The organism is Pseudomonas silesiensis (assembly GCF_001661075.1).
GTDB lineage: Bacteria > Pseudomonadota > Gammaproteobacteria > Pseudomonadales > Pseudomonadaceae > Aquipseudomonas > Aquipseudomonas silesiensis.
This window is the reverse complement of record NZ_CP014870.1, coordinates 4,794,640-4,809,565: the sequence shown is the minus strand read 5'-3', so window position 1 is coordinate 4,809,565 and position 14,926 is coordinate 4,794,640. Positions and strand designations below refer to the sequence as shown.

At 62.2% G+C, this 14,926-nt stretch carries 14 protein-coding genes and 1 riboswitch; of the genes, 12 read left to right on the top strand and 2 right to left on the bottom strand.

The annotated features are described in order from the left end of the window. Positions 1-9: 9 nt before the first annotated feature. On the bottom strand, positions 10-1,068 hold the full coding sequence (gene purM / locus PMA3_RS21170; protein ID WP_064679018.1) for a phosphoribosylformylglycinamidine cyclo-ligase: 1,059 nt from the start codon (positions 1,066-1,068) through the stop codon (positions 10-12). 380 nt (positions 1,069-1,448) lie between these two features. On the opposite strand from purM, the gene PMA3_RS21165 reads away from it, so the two are divergent. The 6 genes from PMA3_RS21165 to PMA3_RS21140 all read left to right on the top strand — a co-directional run bounded on the left by PMA3_RS21165 (position 1,449) and on the right by PMA3_RS21140 (position 6,794). After that, positions 1,449-2,507, top strand: a complete 1,059-nt coding sequence (locus PMA3_RS21165; RefSeq protein WP_064679017.1) for a DUF2066 domain-containing protein — start codon at positions 1,449-1,451, stop codon at positions 2,505-2,507. Positions 2,508-2,543: 36 nt separating this feature from the next. Continuing rightward, complete coding sequence (locus PMA3_RS21160) at positions 2,544-3,617, top strand: AI-2E family transporter (RefSeq protein ID WP_064679016.1); 1,074 nt, start codon at positions 2,544-2,546, stop codon at positions 3,615-3,617. A 231-nt stretch (positions 3,618-3,848) separates the two neighbouring features. After that, positions 3,849-4,553, top strand: a complete 705-nt coding sequence (gene hda / locus PMA3_RS21155) for a DnaA regulatory inactivator Hda (protein WP_008033543.1) — start codon at positions 3,849-3,851, stop codon at positions 4,551-4,553. Positions 4,554-4,767: 214 nt separating this feature from the next. After that, a complete protein-coding gene (locus tag PMA3_RS21150) occupies positions 4,768-5,418 on the top strand; it encodes a C40 family peptidase (RefSeq protein WP_064679015.1) in 651 nt (216 codons plus the stop codon). Positions 5,419-5,583: 165 nt separating this feature from the next. Next, a complete protein-coding gene (locus PMA3_RS21145; RefSeq protein ID WP_064679014.1) occupies positions 5,584-6,120 on the top strand; it encodes a C40 family peptidase in 537 nt (178 codons plus the stop codon). 20 nt (positions 6,121-6,140) lie between these two features. Beyond that, on the top strand, positions 6,141-6,794 hold the full coding sequence (locus tag PMA3_RS21140; protein WP_064679013.1) for an O-methyltransferase: 654 nt from the start codon (positions 6,141-6,143) through the stop codon (positions 6,792-6,794). Positions 6,795-7,025: 231 nt separating this feature from the next. On the opposite strand, the gene PMA3_RS21135 is transcribed toward PMA3_RS21140, so the two are convergent. After that, positions 7,026-8,339, bottom strand: coding sequence for a PQQ-dependent sugar dehydrogenase (locus tag PMA3_RS21135; RefSeq protein WP_064679012.1), 1,314 nt, complete (start codon positions 8,337-8,339; stop codon positions 7,026-7,028). Between the two features lie 113 nt (positions 8,340-8,452). Then, positions 8,453-8,685, top strand: a riboswitch (cobalamin riboswitch). Between the two features lie 81 nt (positions 8,686-8,766). Between PMA3_RS21135 and cobO the strand changes: the two genes are divergently transcribed. The 6 genes from cobO to PMA3_RS21105 are packed head-to-tail and all read left to right on the top strand — an operon-like array spanning position 8,767 to position 14,769. After that, entirely contained in the window at positions 8,767-9,378 is a 612-nt protein-coding gene (cobO, locus tag PMA3_RS21130) for a cob(I)yrinic acid a,c-diamide adenosyltransferase (protein ID WP_064679011.1), read from the top strand. Then, positions 9,375-10,784 carry a cobyrinic acid a,c-diamide synthase CobB gene (locus tag PMA3_RS21125; protein WP_064679010.1) on the top strand — a complete coding sequence of 470 codons (1,410 nt, stop codon included), beginning with the start codon at positions 9,375-9,377 and terminating at the stop codon, positions 10,782-10,784. Before cobO ends, PMA3_RS21125 begins: the two co-directional genes overlap by 4 nt. Next, entirely contained in the window at positions 10,781-11,431 is a 651-nt protein-coding gene (gene bluB, locus PMA3_RS21120; RefSeq protein WP_064679009.1) for a 5,6-dimethylbenzimidazole synthase, read from the top strand. The genes PMA3_RS21125 and bluB overlap by 4 nt, the downstream gene beginning before the upstream one ends. After that, the gene (cbiB, locus tag PMA3_RS21115) at positions 11,428-12,336 is read left to right on the top strand and encodes an adenosylcobinamide-phosphate synthase CbiB (RefSeq protein WP_064679008.1); all 909 of its coding nucleotides are present in this window, start codon (positions 11,428-11,430) and stop codon (positions 12,334-12,336) included. The genes bluB and cbiB overlap by 4 nt, the downstream gene beginning before the upstream one ends. After that, the gene (gene cobD / locus PMA3_RS21110) at positions 12,329-13,321 is read left to right on the top strand and encodes a threonine-phosphate decarboxylase CobD (RefSeq protein WP_064679007.1); all 993 of its coding nucleotides are present in this window, start codon (positions 12,329-12,331) and stop codon (positions 13,319-13,321) included. The genes cbiB and cobD overlap by 8 nt, the downstream gene beginning before the upstream one ends. Next, positions 13,318-14,769: a cobyric acid synthase gene (locus PMA3_RS21105; RefSeq protein WP_064679006.1), complete on the top strand. Its 1,452-nt coding sequence runs from the start codon at positions 13,318-13,320 to the stop codon at positions 14,767-14,769. Before cobD ends, PMA3_RS21105 begins: the two co-directional genes overlap by 4 nt. The last annotated feature ends 157 nt before the right edge of the window (positions 14,770-14,926 follow it).

The following is a 14,926-nucleotide window of genomic DNA, read 5'->3' as shown; positions in this document are numbered from 1 at the left end:
GCTCTTGCATCAGTGGGCCTTGAGGTTTTTCAGTTCGACCTGGGCCGCGCCTTCGGCAGCGGTGGCGATCTGGCCGATGACCCAAGGCTGCTCGCCGGCTTCACGCAGCACGTTCAGCGCGGTTTCGACGTGCTCCTGAGCGACGCAGATGACCATGCCCACGCCGCAGTTCAGCACGCGGTGCATCTCGTTTTCGTCGACGTTGCCTTGCTCTTGCAGCCAGTCGAACACGGCAGGGCGAGTCCAGCTTGCCACGTCAACCACCGCTTGAGCGCCTTTTGGCAGCACGCGCGGGATGTTGTCCAGCAGGCCGCCGCCGGTGATGTGGGCCATGGCCTTGACCGCGCCGGTGTCCTTGATCAGCTTGAGCAGCGGCTTCACGTAGATGCGGGTCGGGGCCATCAGCAGGTCGGTCAGCGGCTTGCCGTCGAGCTGGATGTTTTCGATGTCGGCACCAGCCACTTCGATGATCTTGCGGATCAGCGAGTAACCGTTGGAGTGCGGACCGGAAGACGGCAGGGCGAGCAGGGCATCGCCGGCAGCGACTTTCGAGCCGTCGATGATTTCGGATTTTTCCACCACGCCGACGCAGAAGCCGGCCAGGTCGTAGTCTTCGCCTTCGTACATGCCAGGCATTTCAGCGGTTTCGCCGCCGACCAGGGAGCAGCCGGACAGTTCGCAGCCGGCGCCGATGCCGGTCACGACCTGGGTCGCGGTTTCGACGTTGAGCTTGCCGGTGGCATAGTAGTCAAGGAAGAACAGCGGCTCTGCACCGCAGACCACCAGGTCGTTGACGCACATGGCCACCAGGTCGATGCCGATGCTGTCGTGCTTGTTCAGGTTCAGTGCCAGGCGCAGCTTGGTGCCGACGCCGTCAGTACCGGAAACCAGCACGGGCTGCTTGTAGCCGGCCGGGATTTCGCAGAGGGCGCCAAAACCGCCCAGGCCGCCCATGACTTCCGGGCGCGCAGTGCGCTTGGCGACGCTCTTGATGCGTTCGACCAATGCTTCACCGGCGTCGATGTCTACACCGGCGTCCTTGTAGCTCAGGGAGGGTTGCTTGCTCATGATCCAGGCCTTTAGGGGGGATTCAGGGGTAACGACCGGGTCCAGGGGACCACTTGTACAGGCGAGGGCGATTGCCGAGCGCAAATTCAAGGGCCCGGCTGTTGCCGGTCTGCGAAGGCGCGCGATTTTATCAGGCTTGAGGGGCAGCGGCCATCCTCAGGCCGACAGCAGGGGCATATCGGCTGAAAAAAACTGTAATTGCCGGGGTTGGTGCATTCGCGCAGGGCTGTATAAGGTAGAGCTATTAACCGTCTATCGTTATGGCAGTGCGAAAAACTTACCCGGGCCGTGTGAATGTTTTGCGTCGGGCGAGGGTCACAGCCTTGCTCGTTTGTCTTCATGCGGTCTGTTCCAGCCGCTCTCGTTGTCAGGAATCTTCCATGCGTTTTATCAAATTGCTGTTTATGGGCGGTTTATCCTTGGTCAGCCTTGCCAGTCAGGCCGAAACCGTCAAAGGCCTTTATCAAGTGCGCGAGCCTGTCAGCAGTCAGGCGCCCGAGGAGCGCGATCAAGCCACCCAGCGAGCGCTGGATACCCTGGTATTGCGCTTGACCGGTGATCCCAAGGCGGCGCAAAGCCCGGGTTTGGCGGCGCTGCGCAAGGATCCCCAGCAGATCATCAGTCAATACGGTTTTGATGCAGGCCCGCCGGAGGTGCTGAAGGTCGATTTCGATCCGGCCGCCACGGGGCAGGCATTGCGCCGGGCCGGATTGTCGCTATGGGGCGCGAACCGGCCGTCGATCCTGGGCTGGTGGTTGAACGATGCCACCGAGGGCTCGAGCCTGGTGGGCGATGGTCAGGCCAGCGCGGTGCCATTGCGCCGCGCGGCACAACACCGTGGTTTGCCATTGCGCCTGCCGCTGGCGGACCTGAATGAGCAGATCGTGGCCACCGCGCCGAATCTGGAAAGCGCGGACCCGGCGCCGTTGCGCGGCGCTTCGGGCCGTTATAATGCCGATGCCTTGCTCGCCGTGCATGCCCGTGAAGAAGGGGGGCAGTGGCAGGCCAAGTGGCGTCTGTGGCTGGGCGATCAGAAAGAAGCCGGCAGTGTGCAGGGCGCGGATCAGGCCGCCGTTGCCGATGCGGTCATGTTGGCGGTCAATCAGCGTCTGGCACCACGGTTTGTGGTCAAGCCGGGTGCTTCGAGCGAACAATTGCTGGAAGTGCAGGGCATGAACCTGGAACGCTATGCGGCCCTTGGGCGTTTGCTCGAACCCTTCGGTGCGCGCCTGCAAAGCGTCGACGGCGACCGCATCCTGTATCGGGTCAATGGCAGCGTCGAACAGTTGAAGGCGCAATTATCCCTGGCCAGGTTGCAGGAAGTGCCGGCCGGTGAGGCGCCAGCCCCCGCTACCCCTGTCCAGCCTTCGGTTGATGGCTCGGTACCTGCCGTGGCAGCGCCTGCGAAGCCGACGCCGCAGCTGCGTTTTCGCTGGTAAATCGTTTTTCCTTATATATAGAAGCTGGAGTGGTTCATGGCCGATACGCGGCGTTGGTACTGGTTGGGTGGGGTGTTCCTGCTCTGCGCGTTTTTCTGGCTGTTGCATCCGATCCTGACGCCCTTTCTGGTCGCGCTGCTGCTGGCCTATCTGTTCGACCCTCTTGTAGATCGACTGGAGAAAGCCGGTCTGTCCAGGACCTGGGGCGTGATAGCGGTGTTCGCGCTATTTACCCTGATCTTCACCGCCTTGCTATTGGTGTTGGTGCCGATGCTCGCCAAGCAATTGTTTCGCTTGTACGAACTGACGCCGCAGATGCTCGACTGGTTGCAGCACAGCGCCCTGCCTTGGGCGCAATCGAAATTTGGCCTGTCGGACGGTTTCTGGAAATTCGACAAGCTCAAGGCAGCGATCAGCGAACACATGGGCCAGACCACTGACATTGTCGGCGTGGTGCTGAGTCAGGCGACGGCGTCCGGGCTGGCATTGATCGCTTTGCTGGCGAATCTGGTGCTGATCCCGGTGGTGATGTTCTACCTGTTGCGGGACTGGGACCTGATGATGGCCAAGATCCGCGGCCTGCTGCCCCGTGATCGCGAAGCGCGTGTGATGACACTGGCCGGTGAATGCCATGAAGTGCTGGGTGCATTCGTGCGCGGGCAGTTTCTGGTGATGGTGGCGCTGGGCGTGATCTACGCGGCGGGCCTGATGCTGATAGGGCTGGAGCTGGGGCTGTTGATCGGTCTCATTGCCGGTCTGGCCGCGATTGTGCCTTATATGGGGTTTGTTATCGGGATAGGTGCGGCATTGGTTGCCGGTCTGTTCCAGTTCGGTGGCGACCTGTACCCGATGGTCGGCATCGTCGCAGTGTTCATGGTCGGCCAGGCCCTGGAAGGCATGGTGCTGACACCTTTACTGGTGGGAGACCGGATCGGTCTGCATCCGGTGGCGGTGATCTTCGCGATTCTGGCGGGGGGCGAGCTGTTCGGCTTCACCGGCGTGCTTCTGGCGCTGCCGGTGGCGGCGGTGATCATGGTGCTGGTGCGGCATGTGCATGATTTGTATAAGGATTCAGACATGTACAGTGGCGTCGACGAGCCTGAGCTCTAGGACCGGTTGCTGATGGGGCGCGGGCGGCCTGGTTCAGTGCCAGGTTGGCCTGCCTCCTTTACATGTGTTATCGCCCATAGCGCCAAAGAAACTGCCATAAAACCAGTGCGTTAACGCAAACCGTTGATTTTGCTTGTGGTCTGTCGCATTGTGCGGTCGGCTTCACGGGTATAAACTTCGCAAACTTTACACAGAGGCCACTAACGGTTCCCCTGGAACTGTTCAGTCAGCATGAAACCGATTCAGCTGCCCCTAGGTGTGCGTCTGCGTGACGACGCTACCTTTATCAATTACTACCCAGGCGCCAATGCCGCTGCACTCGGCTATGTCGAGCGGCTCTGCGAAGCCGACGCCGGCTGGACCGAAAGCCTGATTTATCTCTGGGGCAAGGACGGGGTAGGGCGTACGCATCTGCTGCAGGCGGCCTGCCTGCGTTTCGAACAGCTGGGCGAACCGGCAGTGTATCTGCCATTGGCCGAGCTGCTGGATCGTGGCATCGAAATCCTCGACAACCTCGAACAATACGAGCTGGTCTGCCTGGATGACTTGCAGGCAGTCGCCGGGCGCGCGGATTGGGAGGAGGCACTGTTCCATCTGTTCAACCGTCTGCGTGACAGCGGTCGGCGCCTGTTGATCGCCGCCTCGACGTCCCCGCGAGAGTTGCCGGTCAAGCTGGCGGATCTCAAATCCCGGCTGACCCTGGCCCTGATCTTCCAGATGCGCCCACTCTCCGACGAAGACAAATTGCGCGCCTTGCAGCTGCGCGCTTCTCGTCGCGGCTTGCACCTGACCGACGAAGTCGGGCATTTCATCCTGACGCGCGGCACTCGCAGCATGAGCGCGCTGTTCGAGTTGCTCGAGCGCCTCGACCAGGCTTCTCTTCAAGCCCAGCGCAAGTTGACGATTCCGTTTCTCAAAGAAACGTTGGGCTGGTGATACCCATGCCTGACGCAGGTTTCGGCGGTTTTCAGACGCCAAAAAATCTGCATGCCTACAGGCCTGCAGGCTGCGCGACGACTAAATCGGGGGTGAGCGCTTAGATGTAATCGAGAAGCCGGGAAGTCACACAAAGTTCGATTGAATTTGCAAATGAGCATGATTGCGGGCATAGTCGCGGCTTCTTTTATAACTATCAGCCACGGTCGTGCCCATGCTCAAGCGCTTCGCACCCCTCGTGCCCCTCGCACTCGTCACCCTGTTGTTCGGTTGCGCTGCTCATACTCCAGCGCCCCAGCAAGAGCAAAATCAGCAGGTTATCAATTCCGTTACCGCCCAATCGAGTTCCGTTCTTCTCCAGGAAGCGATCGAGCAAGAGGCAGCCTCCGATAAAGAGCTCGCCAGCTTCGGCAATGGCAAGTCCTACCAGCTTCCGGTTCTGGCCGACAGCATCCTCGAACGCGGCATGTCCCTGATCGGCACCCGTTACCGTTTCGGTGGCACCTCCGAGGCCGGCTTCGATTGCAGCGGTTTCATTGGTTATCTGTTTCGTGAAGAGGCCGGTATGAACCTGCCGCGCTCGACTCGGGAAATGATCAACGTGGACGCCCCGTTGGTGACCCGCAGCGATCTGAAGCCAGGTGACTTGTTGTTCTTCGCCACCAATGGCCGTCGTGGGCGCGTCAGTCACGCCGGGATCTACCTGGGCGACAACCAGTTCATCCATTCCAGCAGCCGCCGCAGCGGTGGTGTGCGGATTGACAGCCTGGGCGACAGCTACTGGAGCAAGACCTTCATCGAAGCCAAGCGCGCGCTCGCCATGGCGCCGGATTCGACCCCGACGATCGTCACGGCACGCAAGTAAGCGGACATTTTGTAAGGTGAACTTAAAGTCTTACTTGAAGTTTGCCGTGCAGCAGCTAGAATCCTGATCTAATATTGATGGCAAACCGCCTGCGTCCTGCGCAGGCGGTTTTCTTTTCTGCCCTGTCGGTGGAAAAAGCCGCAGCGAGATCAGGATGTTCTGCCCATGACGATGTCGGCCCGCCTCGCAATCATGTTCTTTGCAGCGCTGCTCAGCGCCTGCGCCAGCCGCACACCACCGCCAGCACCGGTGATTCGCGCGCCGCTGGTTTTCGGTCCTTCCCAAGCCTTTTCTCCCGCCGCCGAAGACGTACTGTTTCGTGCGCTCGGCCTCGTCGGCACGCCCTATCGGTGGGGCGGCAATACGCCAGATTCGGGCTTTGATTGCAGCGGGCTGATCGGCTACGTCTACCGCGATGTTGCCGGTATTGCCTTGCCGCGCACGACGCGCGAGATGATCGGCATGCAAGCGGCCAGTGTCGGCAAGGAAGGCCTGCAGACCGGTGACCTGTTGTTCTTTGCCACCAATGGCGGCTCCCAGGTCAGCCACGCCGGGATCTATGTCGGTGAAGGTCGCTTTGTCCATGCGCCGGCCACGGGCGGTACGGTCAAGCTCGACAGCTTGTCCAAGTCCTATTGGCAGAAAGCCTACCTGAGCGCCAAGCGTGTGTTACAACCAGAGCATCTGGCCCATAACCCATAGATAGCTTGAAGAATCTGGTCATGACCGCTCGCACGCTCAATCTCGATGATTCCCTGTATCAATACCTGCTCGACGTCTCCCTCAGGGAGACGCCGCTGCTCAAGCGCTTGCGTGATGAAACCCAGGCGCTGCCCATGGCGCGCTGGCAGGTGGCGCCGGAACAGGGGCAATTCCTTGCGTTGCTGGTGAAACTCACCGGCGCCAGGCGTGTGCTGGAAGTAGGTACCTTCACCGGTTACAGCGCCTTGTGCATGGCGGCGGCATTGCCGGATGACGGTTCGCTGATCTGCTGCGACATCCCCGGCGACTACAACGCGACCGCGCGCCGTTACTGGCAGGAGGCGGGTCTGGCGCAGCGGATCGATCTGCGGTTGGCGCCAGCGCTGGAAACCCTGGCCCAGCTGGATCAGCCAGGACAGTTCGACCTGGTCTTCATCGATGCCGACAAAGCCAATTACCCAAGCTATCTGGAGCATGCGCTGCGCTTGCTGCGGGTCGGTGGGCTGGCGGTGTTCGATAACACCCTGTGGAGCGGGCGGGTGCTCGAGGACAATCCTGAAAGCGCCGATACCCGCGCCATCCAAGGGCTCAATCGGGCCTTGAAGGATGACGTGCGGGTGGATTTGTCGTTGTTGCCGCTTGGTGATGGGTTGACCTTGTGCCGCAAGCGCTAGGCGGGCGATTTTTGAGTGGCCTTGCTGGCCCCATCGCGAGCAAGCTCGCTCCCAGAGTCGACTGGGTTGTTTGATCAAAATGCGATCCCCTGTGGGAGCGAGCTTGCTCGCGATGGGGCCAGCACAGTCAACATCGATGTTGCCTGGTCCACTGCCATCGTCGGATCGCCGCCCGGAGCAGGCTCGCTCCCACAGGTGCTGTGTGTGTCCCGTAAGTGATGGGTATTGCAGCTATTTAGTCGCCGACACCCGCCACACCTTGTTCCCCACATCATCCGCCACCAGCAAACCGCCCTGCCGATCGATCACCACCCCCACCGGCCGACCCATGGCTTTTTCATCGTCGGTGAGGAACCCGGTGAGCACATCGACCGGCTGCCCGACCGGTTTGCCCGCGCTGAATGGCACGAAAATCACTTTATAGCCACTGTGCGGGTCGCGGTTCCATGAGCCATGCTGGCCGATGAAGGCGCCTTCCTTGAACTGCGTCGGCAGGGTGTTGCCTTCGGCAAAGGTCAGGCCCAGCGATGCCGTGTGCGGGCCGACCGCGTAGTCTGGCGCAATGGCCTTGGCCACCAGGTCCGGATTCTGCGGGGTCACGCGCGCATCGACGTGTTGTCCGTAATAGCTGTAAGGCCAGCCGTAGAACCCGCCGTCCTTCACTGAAGTGATGTAGTCCGGTACCAGGTCGCTGCCGATTTCGTCACGCTCATTGACGGCGGTCCACAGCGCTCCACTCTGGGGTTCCCAGGCCAGGCCGTTGGGATTGCGGATCCCCGAAGCAAAGATCCGATGGTTGCCGGTGGCGCGGTCCACTTCCCAGATCGCCGCGCGACCTTCTTCCTGGTCCATGCCGTTTTCGGCGACATTGCTGTTGGAACCCACCGTCACGTATAGCTTGCTCCCGTCCTTGCTGGCGATGACGTTTTTGGTCCAATGATGATTGAGCGTGCCGCCCGGCAGATCGACCACTTTGATCGGGGGCGACTTGATCGCCGTCTCGCCCTCTTCGTAGTGGAACCGCAGCAAGCGGTCGGTATCGGCAACGTACAGGTCAGTGCCGACCAGGGTCATGCCGAACGGCGAATTGAGGTTTTCCAGGAACACCGTCCGGGTTTCGGCAATGCCATCGTGGTCCTTGTCTCGCAGCAACGTGATGCGGTTCGGGCTCGGTACGCCAGCACCGGCACGGCCCATGACTTTCTTCATGACCCAGCCTTTGACGCCTTTGCCGTCATCGGGCTTCGGTGGCGCGTTGGTTTCAGCGACCAGCACGTCGCCGTTGGGCAATACATACAGCCAGCGCGGGTGATCGAGGCCTTCGGCAAAGGCGGCAACCTGAGTCCCCGTCGCGGCGACGGGTTTCGCGCCGTCTGGCCAGCCGATCGCCGGGGCGACGTTCACCGTCGGGATCAGGGTCTTGTTCGGTTCCGGCAGCCTGGGCGACGGTCCGGTGCCGTCCATGACTTGCAGGCTGGAGGTTTCACCGCAGGCGGCGAGTCCACCGGCGAACGCGATGACGAGAACGAGCTGGGGATTGCGCATGCTGATCTTCCCTATGGACGCAGTGATACAAACATAGAGAAGCCCAGAGGCGCGATGGTTCAACCGGTCAGCGGGGCTCTTTCTCAATTGACGCTCCACCCCCAACCCTCTAACCTTCGCGGCTTGTTTCAGGTGCTCTGTGGCCATGGCCGACAGAGTGAAACAGGGAAGTCGGTGAATGACGGTCTTCGAAGGATGAAGCGTCATGATCCCGACGCTGCCCCCGCAACGGTAAATGAGTGAAGACTGCGCCTTGAGCCACTGTGTCGAAGCCGACATGGGAAGGCGCGCAGTTCGGCCAGCGCCGCTCATGAGCCCGGAGACCGGCCTGATCCATCCAGCGGCATCACGGTGGGCGATGCCAGGCTTTTTGCCGTCTATTCTTGTGCCTGCCCGCCGTTATCCAGCCCCAACGGAGAGCTCCCCCATGACTGATACCCCCGATCGTGATGAACGTCACCTGGCGCGCATGCTGCGCAAGAAAGCCGTGATCGATGAACGCATCGCCAATTCCCCGAACGAATGCGGCCTGCTGCTGGTGCTGACCGGCAACGGCAAAGGCAAGAGCAGTTCGGCCTTTGGCATGCTCGCCCGCTCCCTGGGCCATGGCATGCAGTGTGGCGTGGTGCAGTTCATCAAGGGCCGCAACAGCACCGGCGAAGAATTGTTCTTCCGCCGTTTTCCGGAGCAAGTGCGGTTTCATGTGATGGGCGAGGGCTTCACCTGGGAAACCCAGGACCGTCAGCGTGATATCGCGGCCGCCGAAGCCGCCTGGGCCGTGTCCCGGGAACTGCTGAGCGATCCGTCCATCGGCCTGGTGGTACTCGATGAGTTGAACATCGCCCTCAAGCACGGTTATCTCGACCTCGATCAGGTGCTCAGCGACTTGCAGGCGCGTCCGCCGATGCAGCATGTGGTGGTCACCGGTCGCGGTGCCAAACCGGAAATGATCGAACTGGCCGACACCGTGACCGAAATGGGCGTGATCAAACACGCGTTCCAGGCCGGTATCAAGGCGCAAAAAGGCGTCGAATTGTGAGTCAGCCACGTCATTGCCCGGCGGTCTTGATTGCCGCGCCGGCCTCCGGTCAGGGCAAGACCACCGTCACCGCTGCGCTGGCCCGGTTGCACCGCAATCAGGGGCGCAAGGTGCGGGTCTTCAAATGCGGTCCGGACTTCCTCGACCCGATGATTCTCGAGCGCGCCAGCGGTGCGCCGGTGTATCAACTGGACATGTGGATGGTCGGCGAGCAGGAAAGTCGTCGACTGTTGTGGGAAGCCGCAGGTGAAGCCGACCTGATCCTGATCGAAGGGGTCATGGGGCTGTTCGACGGTACACCGTCCAGCGCCGACCTGGCGCGGCACTTCGGTGTGCCGGTGCTGGGTGTGATCGACGGCACTGCCATGGCCCAGACCTTTGGCGCGCTGGCCCTGGGGCTGGCGCGCTATCAGCCGGACTTGCCGTTTGCCGGTGTGCTGGCCAACCGCGTGGGCACCTTGCGCCATGCGCAATTGCTCGAAGGCAGCCTGACTGAAGGCTTGCGCTGGTATGGCGCCTTGTCCCGGGAGACCGGGATCGAGCTGCCGAGCCGTCATTTGGGGCTGGTCCAGGCCAGCGAGTTGAACGATCTCGATCTGCGCCTCGACGCAGCGGCCGATGCCCTGGCCAGCAGTTGCGAGGTGGCGTTGCCACCGGCCGTGGAATTCGCCGCACCCGATGTGATCGCTGCCGAGCCGTTGTTGGCCGGCGTGCGGATCGCCGTGGCCCGCGACGAAGCCTTTGCCTTCACCTATGGCGCGAGCCTGGATCTGCTGCGCGCCATGGGCGCCGAGTTACTGTTTTTCTCGCCGATCCGGGATGCCGGATTGCCGCAGGCGGACAGTCTCTACCTGCCGGGCGGTTATCCGGAATTGCACCATGTGGCGCTGTCACGGAACACATCGATGCTCGACGCGATTCGCGCTCACCATGGGGCGGGCAAACCGTTGCTGGCCGAGTGCGGTGGCATGTTGTATCTGCTGGATTCGTTGACCGATGTCGAAGGCACCCGTGCCGAATTGGTCGGCTTGTTGGCCGGGGATGCGGTGATGCAAAAGCGTCTGGCTGCGTTGGCTTTGCAGGCGGTTGAACTGCCGGAAGGTTTGCTGCGTGGGCACACTTATCATCATTCGTTGACCAGCACCGGGCTTGAGCCGATTGCCCGTGGGCTGAGCCCGAATGGCGGGCGTGGGGCGGAGGCGGTTTATCGTCAGGGGCGGATGACAGCCTCTTATGTGCATTTTTATTTTCCGTCGAATCCGACTGCTGTAGCCGCACTGTTCGCGCCTGACCGTGAGGACGCCTTCGCGAGCAAGCCCGCTCCCACACTGGACCGCGTCGTACCAGAGACCTCATGGGCACCGCTATCAAATGTGGGAGCGGGCTTGCTCGCGAAGAGGCCATGACTGACAACGCATTTACCGAAGCCGAACGCGAAGCGGTCTACCGTGTGATCGCCGAACGCCGCGACATGCGCCACTTCACCGGCGGCACCGTCGCGCCCGAACTACTGCGGCGCCTGCTGGAAGCCGCCCACCAGGCCCCGAGCGTGGGCCTGATGCAGCCCTGGCGCTTCATTCGCATCAGCGACCGTGCCCTGCGCGGCAAAATCCAGCAGTTGGTGGAAGAAGAACGCATCCGCACCGCCGAAGCCCTCGGCGAGCGCAGCGACGAATTCATGAAGCTCAAGGTAGAAGGCATCAACGACTGCGCCGAAGTACTGGTCGCTGCCCTGATGGATGATCGCGACCGGCATATCTTCGGCCGCCGCACCTTGCCGGAAATGGACATGGCCTCCTTGTCCTGCGCCATCCAGAACCTGTGGCTGGCGTCCCGCGCCGAAGGACTGGGCATGGGTTGGGTCTCGTTGTTCGAGCCGCAAGCCTTGGCCGACTTGCTGGAAATGCCCGTTGGCGCCAAGCCGTTGGCCGTGCTGTGCCTGGGGCCGGTCCAGGAATTTTATCCAGCGCCGATGCTGGTACTCGAAGGCTGGGCGCAGGCGCGTCCGCTCGGCGAATTGCTGTATGAAAATTATTGGGGAGTGAGTCAATGAGTGTGGCGTTATTGAGTGTCGCCGCGGTGGCGCTGGATGCGCTGCTGGGTGAACCCAAACGCTGGCATCCGCTGGTGGCATTCGGCCGTTTTGCCGACCGCATCGAGCAACGTTTCAACAGCGAAGGTCGCGGCTGGCGCAGTCACGGCGTCACCGCGTGGTTCATCGCGGTCGTGCCGTTGACCTTGCTGGCCACGGCGTTTTCCTGGGCGCCTTATGTCGGCTGGATCGTCGACATTCTCGCGCTTTATTGCGCCCTCGGAATGCGCAGCCTCGGCGAACACGTCGAGCCGGTGGCCAAGGCCCTGCGCAGCGATGATATTGAAGAAGCGCGCAAACGCGTGGGGTACCTGGTCAGCCGCCAGACCAGCGAACTGGATAAAACCGAAGTCGCCCGCGCTGCCACCGAATCGGTTTTGGAGAACGGCAGCGACGCGGTATTTGCCGCGCTGTTCTGGTTCGCCGTGGCAGGAGTGCCCGGTGTGGTGCTGTATCGCCTGAGCAATACCCTCGACGCGATGTGGGGTTACCGTAACGAGCGCTTCGAACGTTTCGGCTGGGCCGCGGCCAGGATCGACGACGTGCTCAATTACATTCCCGCACGCCTGGTGGCGTTGACTTACGCGCTGCTCGGCAAGACCCGCCTGGCGTTGAGATGCTGGCGCACCCAGGGGCCGACCTGGGACAGCCCGAATGCCGGGCCGGTGATGGCCGCCGGTGCCGGTGCCCTCGGGGTCGAGTTGGGCGGGGCGGCGATCTATCACGGTGAACTGCATCTGCGCCCGCAACTCGGTGAAGGCCTGCCGGCGGATGCCGACTCCATCGACCGTGGCTGGCAATTGGTCAAGCGCGGGGTATGGTTATGGTTGCTGATCCTTTGCGTGGGGGCTGAATTTTATGCTTGAGCACGGCGGTCGATTGCGCAAGGCGGCACGCGAATACGGCATCGCCGAAGCCGACTGGCTGGACCTGTCCAGCGGCCTCGCGCCTTGGCCGTTTGCGGTCCCGGATATCCCGTTGCGCGCCTGGGCGCGCTTGCCGGAAACCGATGACGGACTGGAGCAGGCCGCCTGCGACTACTACGGTGCCGCACAGGTGCTGCCGGTGGCCGGTTCGCAAATGGCGATCCAGCTGTTGCCGCGTTTGCGTCGCATCGGCAAGGTCGGGGTGCTTTCCCCCTGTTACGCCGAGCACGCCGAAGCCTGGCGCCGCAGTGGCTACATCGTGCGTGAAGTGCTGGAGCAGGAAGTCGACTTCTTTCTCGACAGCCTCGACGTGCTGGTGGTGGTCAACCCGAACAATCCCACCGGCCTGAGCCTGGACCCGAGTCGCCTGCTCGATTGGCATGCGAAACTGGCCCAGCGCGGTGGCTGGCTGGTCGTGGACGAAGCGTTCATGGACAACACGCCGAACCTGAGCCTGGCGCCTTTTGCCGATCAGGTCGGGTTGATCGTGCTGCGTTCCTTCGGCAAGTTTTTTGGCCTGGCCGGGGTGCGCCTGGGGTTCGTGCTGGCCGAACGCAGGCTGCTCAAGTTGCTGGCCGAGCAGGTAGGGCCGTGGGCGGTCAGCGGGCCGACCCGGGTAGTGGGGCAGGCCTGCCTGCTGGACACCGAAGGCCACACCCGCCAACGGCTGCGCACCGAAGTGGCCAGCGAGCGCCTGGCGCGGCTGCTGGCACAACAGGGTTTCGCCCCCCACGGCGGTTGCGCGCTGTTTCAATGGCTGATCACCGAGCGCGCCGAAGCACTGCATGAATTCATGGCCCGGCGCGGCATTCTGCTGCGGTTATTCACCCACAACAGCAGCTTGCGATTCGGCTTGCCCGCCGATGAAGCCGACTGGGCACGTCTCGCGCAAGCATTCGAAGCCTATGCCAAGGAAAGCCAATGACTACGTTGATGGTGCAAGGCACCACGTCGGACGCCGGTAAGAGCACGCTGGTGACGGCGCTCTGTCGCTGGGTCACCCGGCAGGGCGTCAGCGTCGTGCCGTTCAAGCCACAGAACATGGCGCTGAACAGTGCCGTGACCGCCGATGGCGGTGAAATCGGTCGCGCGCAAGCGGTGCAGGCCCAGGCGGCCAACCTTGAGCCGCACACCGACATGAACCCGGTGCTGCTCAAGCCCAACAGCGATACCGGCGCCCAGGTGATCATCCATGGCCGCGCCGTCACGACCATGAATGCGGTGGCCTATCACGACTACAAAGCCATCGCCATGCAAGCGGTGCTGGCTTCCCATGAGCGGCTGAGTGCAGCTTATCCGGTGGTCATGGTCGAAGGCGCCGGTTCGCCGGCCGAGATCAATCTGCGTGCCGGCGACATCGCCAACATGGGGTTTGCCGAAGCGGTGGACTGCCCGGTGGTGCTGATTGCCGACATCAATCGCGGCGGGGTTTTCGCCCATCTGGTGGGCACGCTGGAGTTGCTGTCGCCGAGCGAGCAGGCACGGGTCAAAGGGTTCATCATCAACCGCTTCCGCGGCGACCTCGCGTTGCTGCAGCCGGGGCTGGATTGGCTGGAGGCGCGCACCGGCAAACCGGTGATCGGCGTGTTGCCCTATGTGATGGACCTGCACCTGGAAGCCGAGGACGGTATCGACCAGCGCCAGACCGACAAGGCGGACCAGGTGCTCAAAGTGCTGGTGCCGGTGCTGCCGCGGATCAGCAACCACACCGATTTCGATCCGCTGCGCCTGCACCCGCAAGTGGACCTGCAATTCATCGGCCCCGGCCAGGCGATCCCGCCCGCCGACCTGATCATTCTTCCCGGTTCGAAAAGCGTGCGCAGCGATCTGGCGTATCTGCGGGCCAATGGCTGGGACAGCGCCATCAGTCGTCATCTGCGCTATGGCGGCAAAGTGCTGGGCATCTGTGGCGGTCTGCAAATGCTCGGTGAACAGGTGCATGACCCGCTGGGCCTCGAAGGTGCGCCGGGTTCGAGCGCCGGTTTGGGGTGGCTGGCCTTCGAGACGCAGCTTGAGCAAGAGAAGCAGCTGCGCAATGTGCGCGGGCGCCTGGCGCTGGAAGATGCGCCGGTCACGGGCTATGAAATCCATGCCGGGGTGACCACCGGGCCGGCGCTGGCAAACGCGGCCGTGCAGCTGGACGATGGTCGCTGCGATGGCGCGCAAAGTACTGATGGGCAGATTTTCGGCACCTATTTGCATGGCCTGTTCGAATCGCCGGCGGCGTGCAGTGCGTTGTTGCGTTGGGCGGGTTTGCAGGAAGTGCAGGAGGTGGATTATCACGGGTTGCGTGAGCGGGATATCGAGCGCTTGGCGGATCTGGTGGAGAAGCATCTGGATACCCGATTGTTGCGTGAGCTCTGTGGTTTTTGAGGTGCCTGTGCCGGCCTCATCGTCGGAACGCCGCCCGGAGCAAGCCCGCTCCCACAGGGTTTTGTGTCGGGAGCAGGTTTTGTGTACGACGCAAATCCCTGTGGGAGCGGGCTTGCTCGCGAAGGCGGCAGTCGCCTCACCGAAGATTTTAAGGAAT

What these genes read in the sequence shown, in the direction of transcription:
- PMA3_RS21140 (WP_064679013.1), top strand. Translation starts at nt 6,141, where the DNA reads ATGACCGCTCGCACGCTCAATCTCGATGATTCCCTGTATCAATACCTG.
- PMA3_RS21145 (WP_064679014.1), top strand. Translation starts at nt 5,584, where the DNA reads ATGACGATGTCGGCCCGCCTCGCAATCATGTTCTTTGCAGCGCTGCTC.
- hda (WP_008033543.1), top strand. Translation starts at nt 3,849, where the DNA reads ATGAAACCGATTCAGCTGCCCCTAGGTGTGCGTCTGCGTGACGACGCT.
- PMA3_RS21135 (WP_064679012.1), bottom strand. Translation starts at nt 8,339, where the DNA reads ATGCGCAATCCCCAGCTCGTTCTCGTCATCGCGTTCGCCGGTGGACTC.
- cobO (WP_064679011.1), top strand. Translation starts at nt 8,767, where the DNA reads ATGACTGATACCCCCGATCGTGATGAACGTCACCTGGCGCGCATGCTG.
- bluB (WP_064679009.1), top strand. Translation starts at nt 10,781, where the DNA reads ATGACTGACAACGCATTTACCGAAGCCGAACGCGAAGCGGTCTACCGT.
- cobD (WP_064679007.1), top strand. Translation starts at nt 12,329, where the DNA reads ATGCTTGAGCACGGCGGTCGATTGCGCAAGGCGGCACGCGAATACGGC.
- PMA3_RS21165 (WP_064679017.1), top strand. Translation starts at nt 1,449, where the DNA reads ATGCGTTTTATCAAATTGCTGTTTATGGGCGGTTTATCCTTGGTCAGC.
- purM (WP_064679018.1), bottom strand. Translation starts at nt 1,068, where the DNA reads ATGAGCAAGCAACCCTCCCTGAGCTACAAGGACGCCGGTGTAGACATC.
- PMA3_RS21160 (WP_064679016.1), top strand. Translation starts at nt 2,544, where the DNA reads ATGGCCGATACGCGGCGTTGGTACTGGTTGGGTGGGGTGTTCCTGCTC.
- PMA3_RS21105 (WP_064679006.1), top strand. Translation starts at nt 13,318, where the DNA reads ATGACTACGTTGATGGTGCAAGGCACCACGTCGGACGCCGGTAAGAGC.
- cbiB (WP_064679008.1), top strand. Translation starts at nt 11,428, where the DNA reads ATGAGTGTGGCGTTATTGAGTGTCGCCGCGGTGGCGCTGGATGCGCTG.
- PMA3_RS21150 (WP_064679015.1), top strand. Translation starts at nt 4,768, where the DNA reads ATGCTCAAGCGCTTCGCACCCCTCGTGCCCCTCGCACTCGTCACCCTG.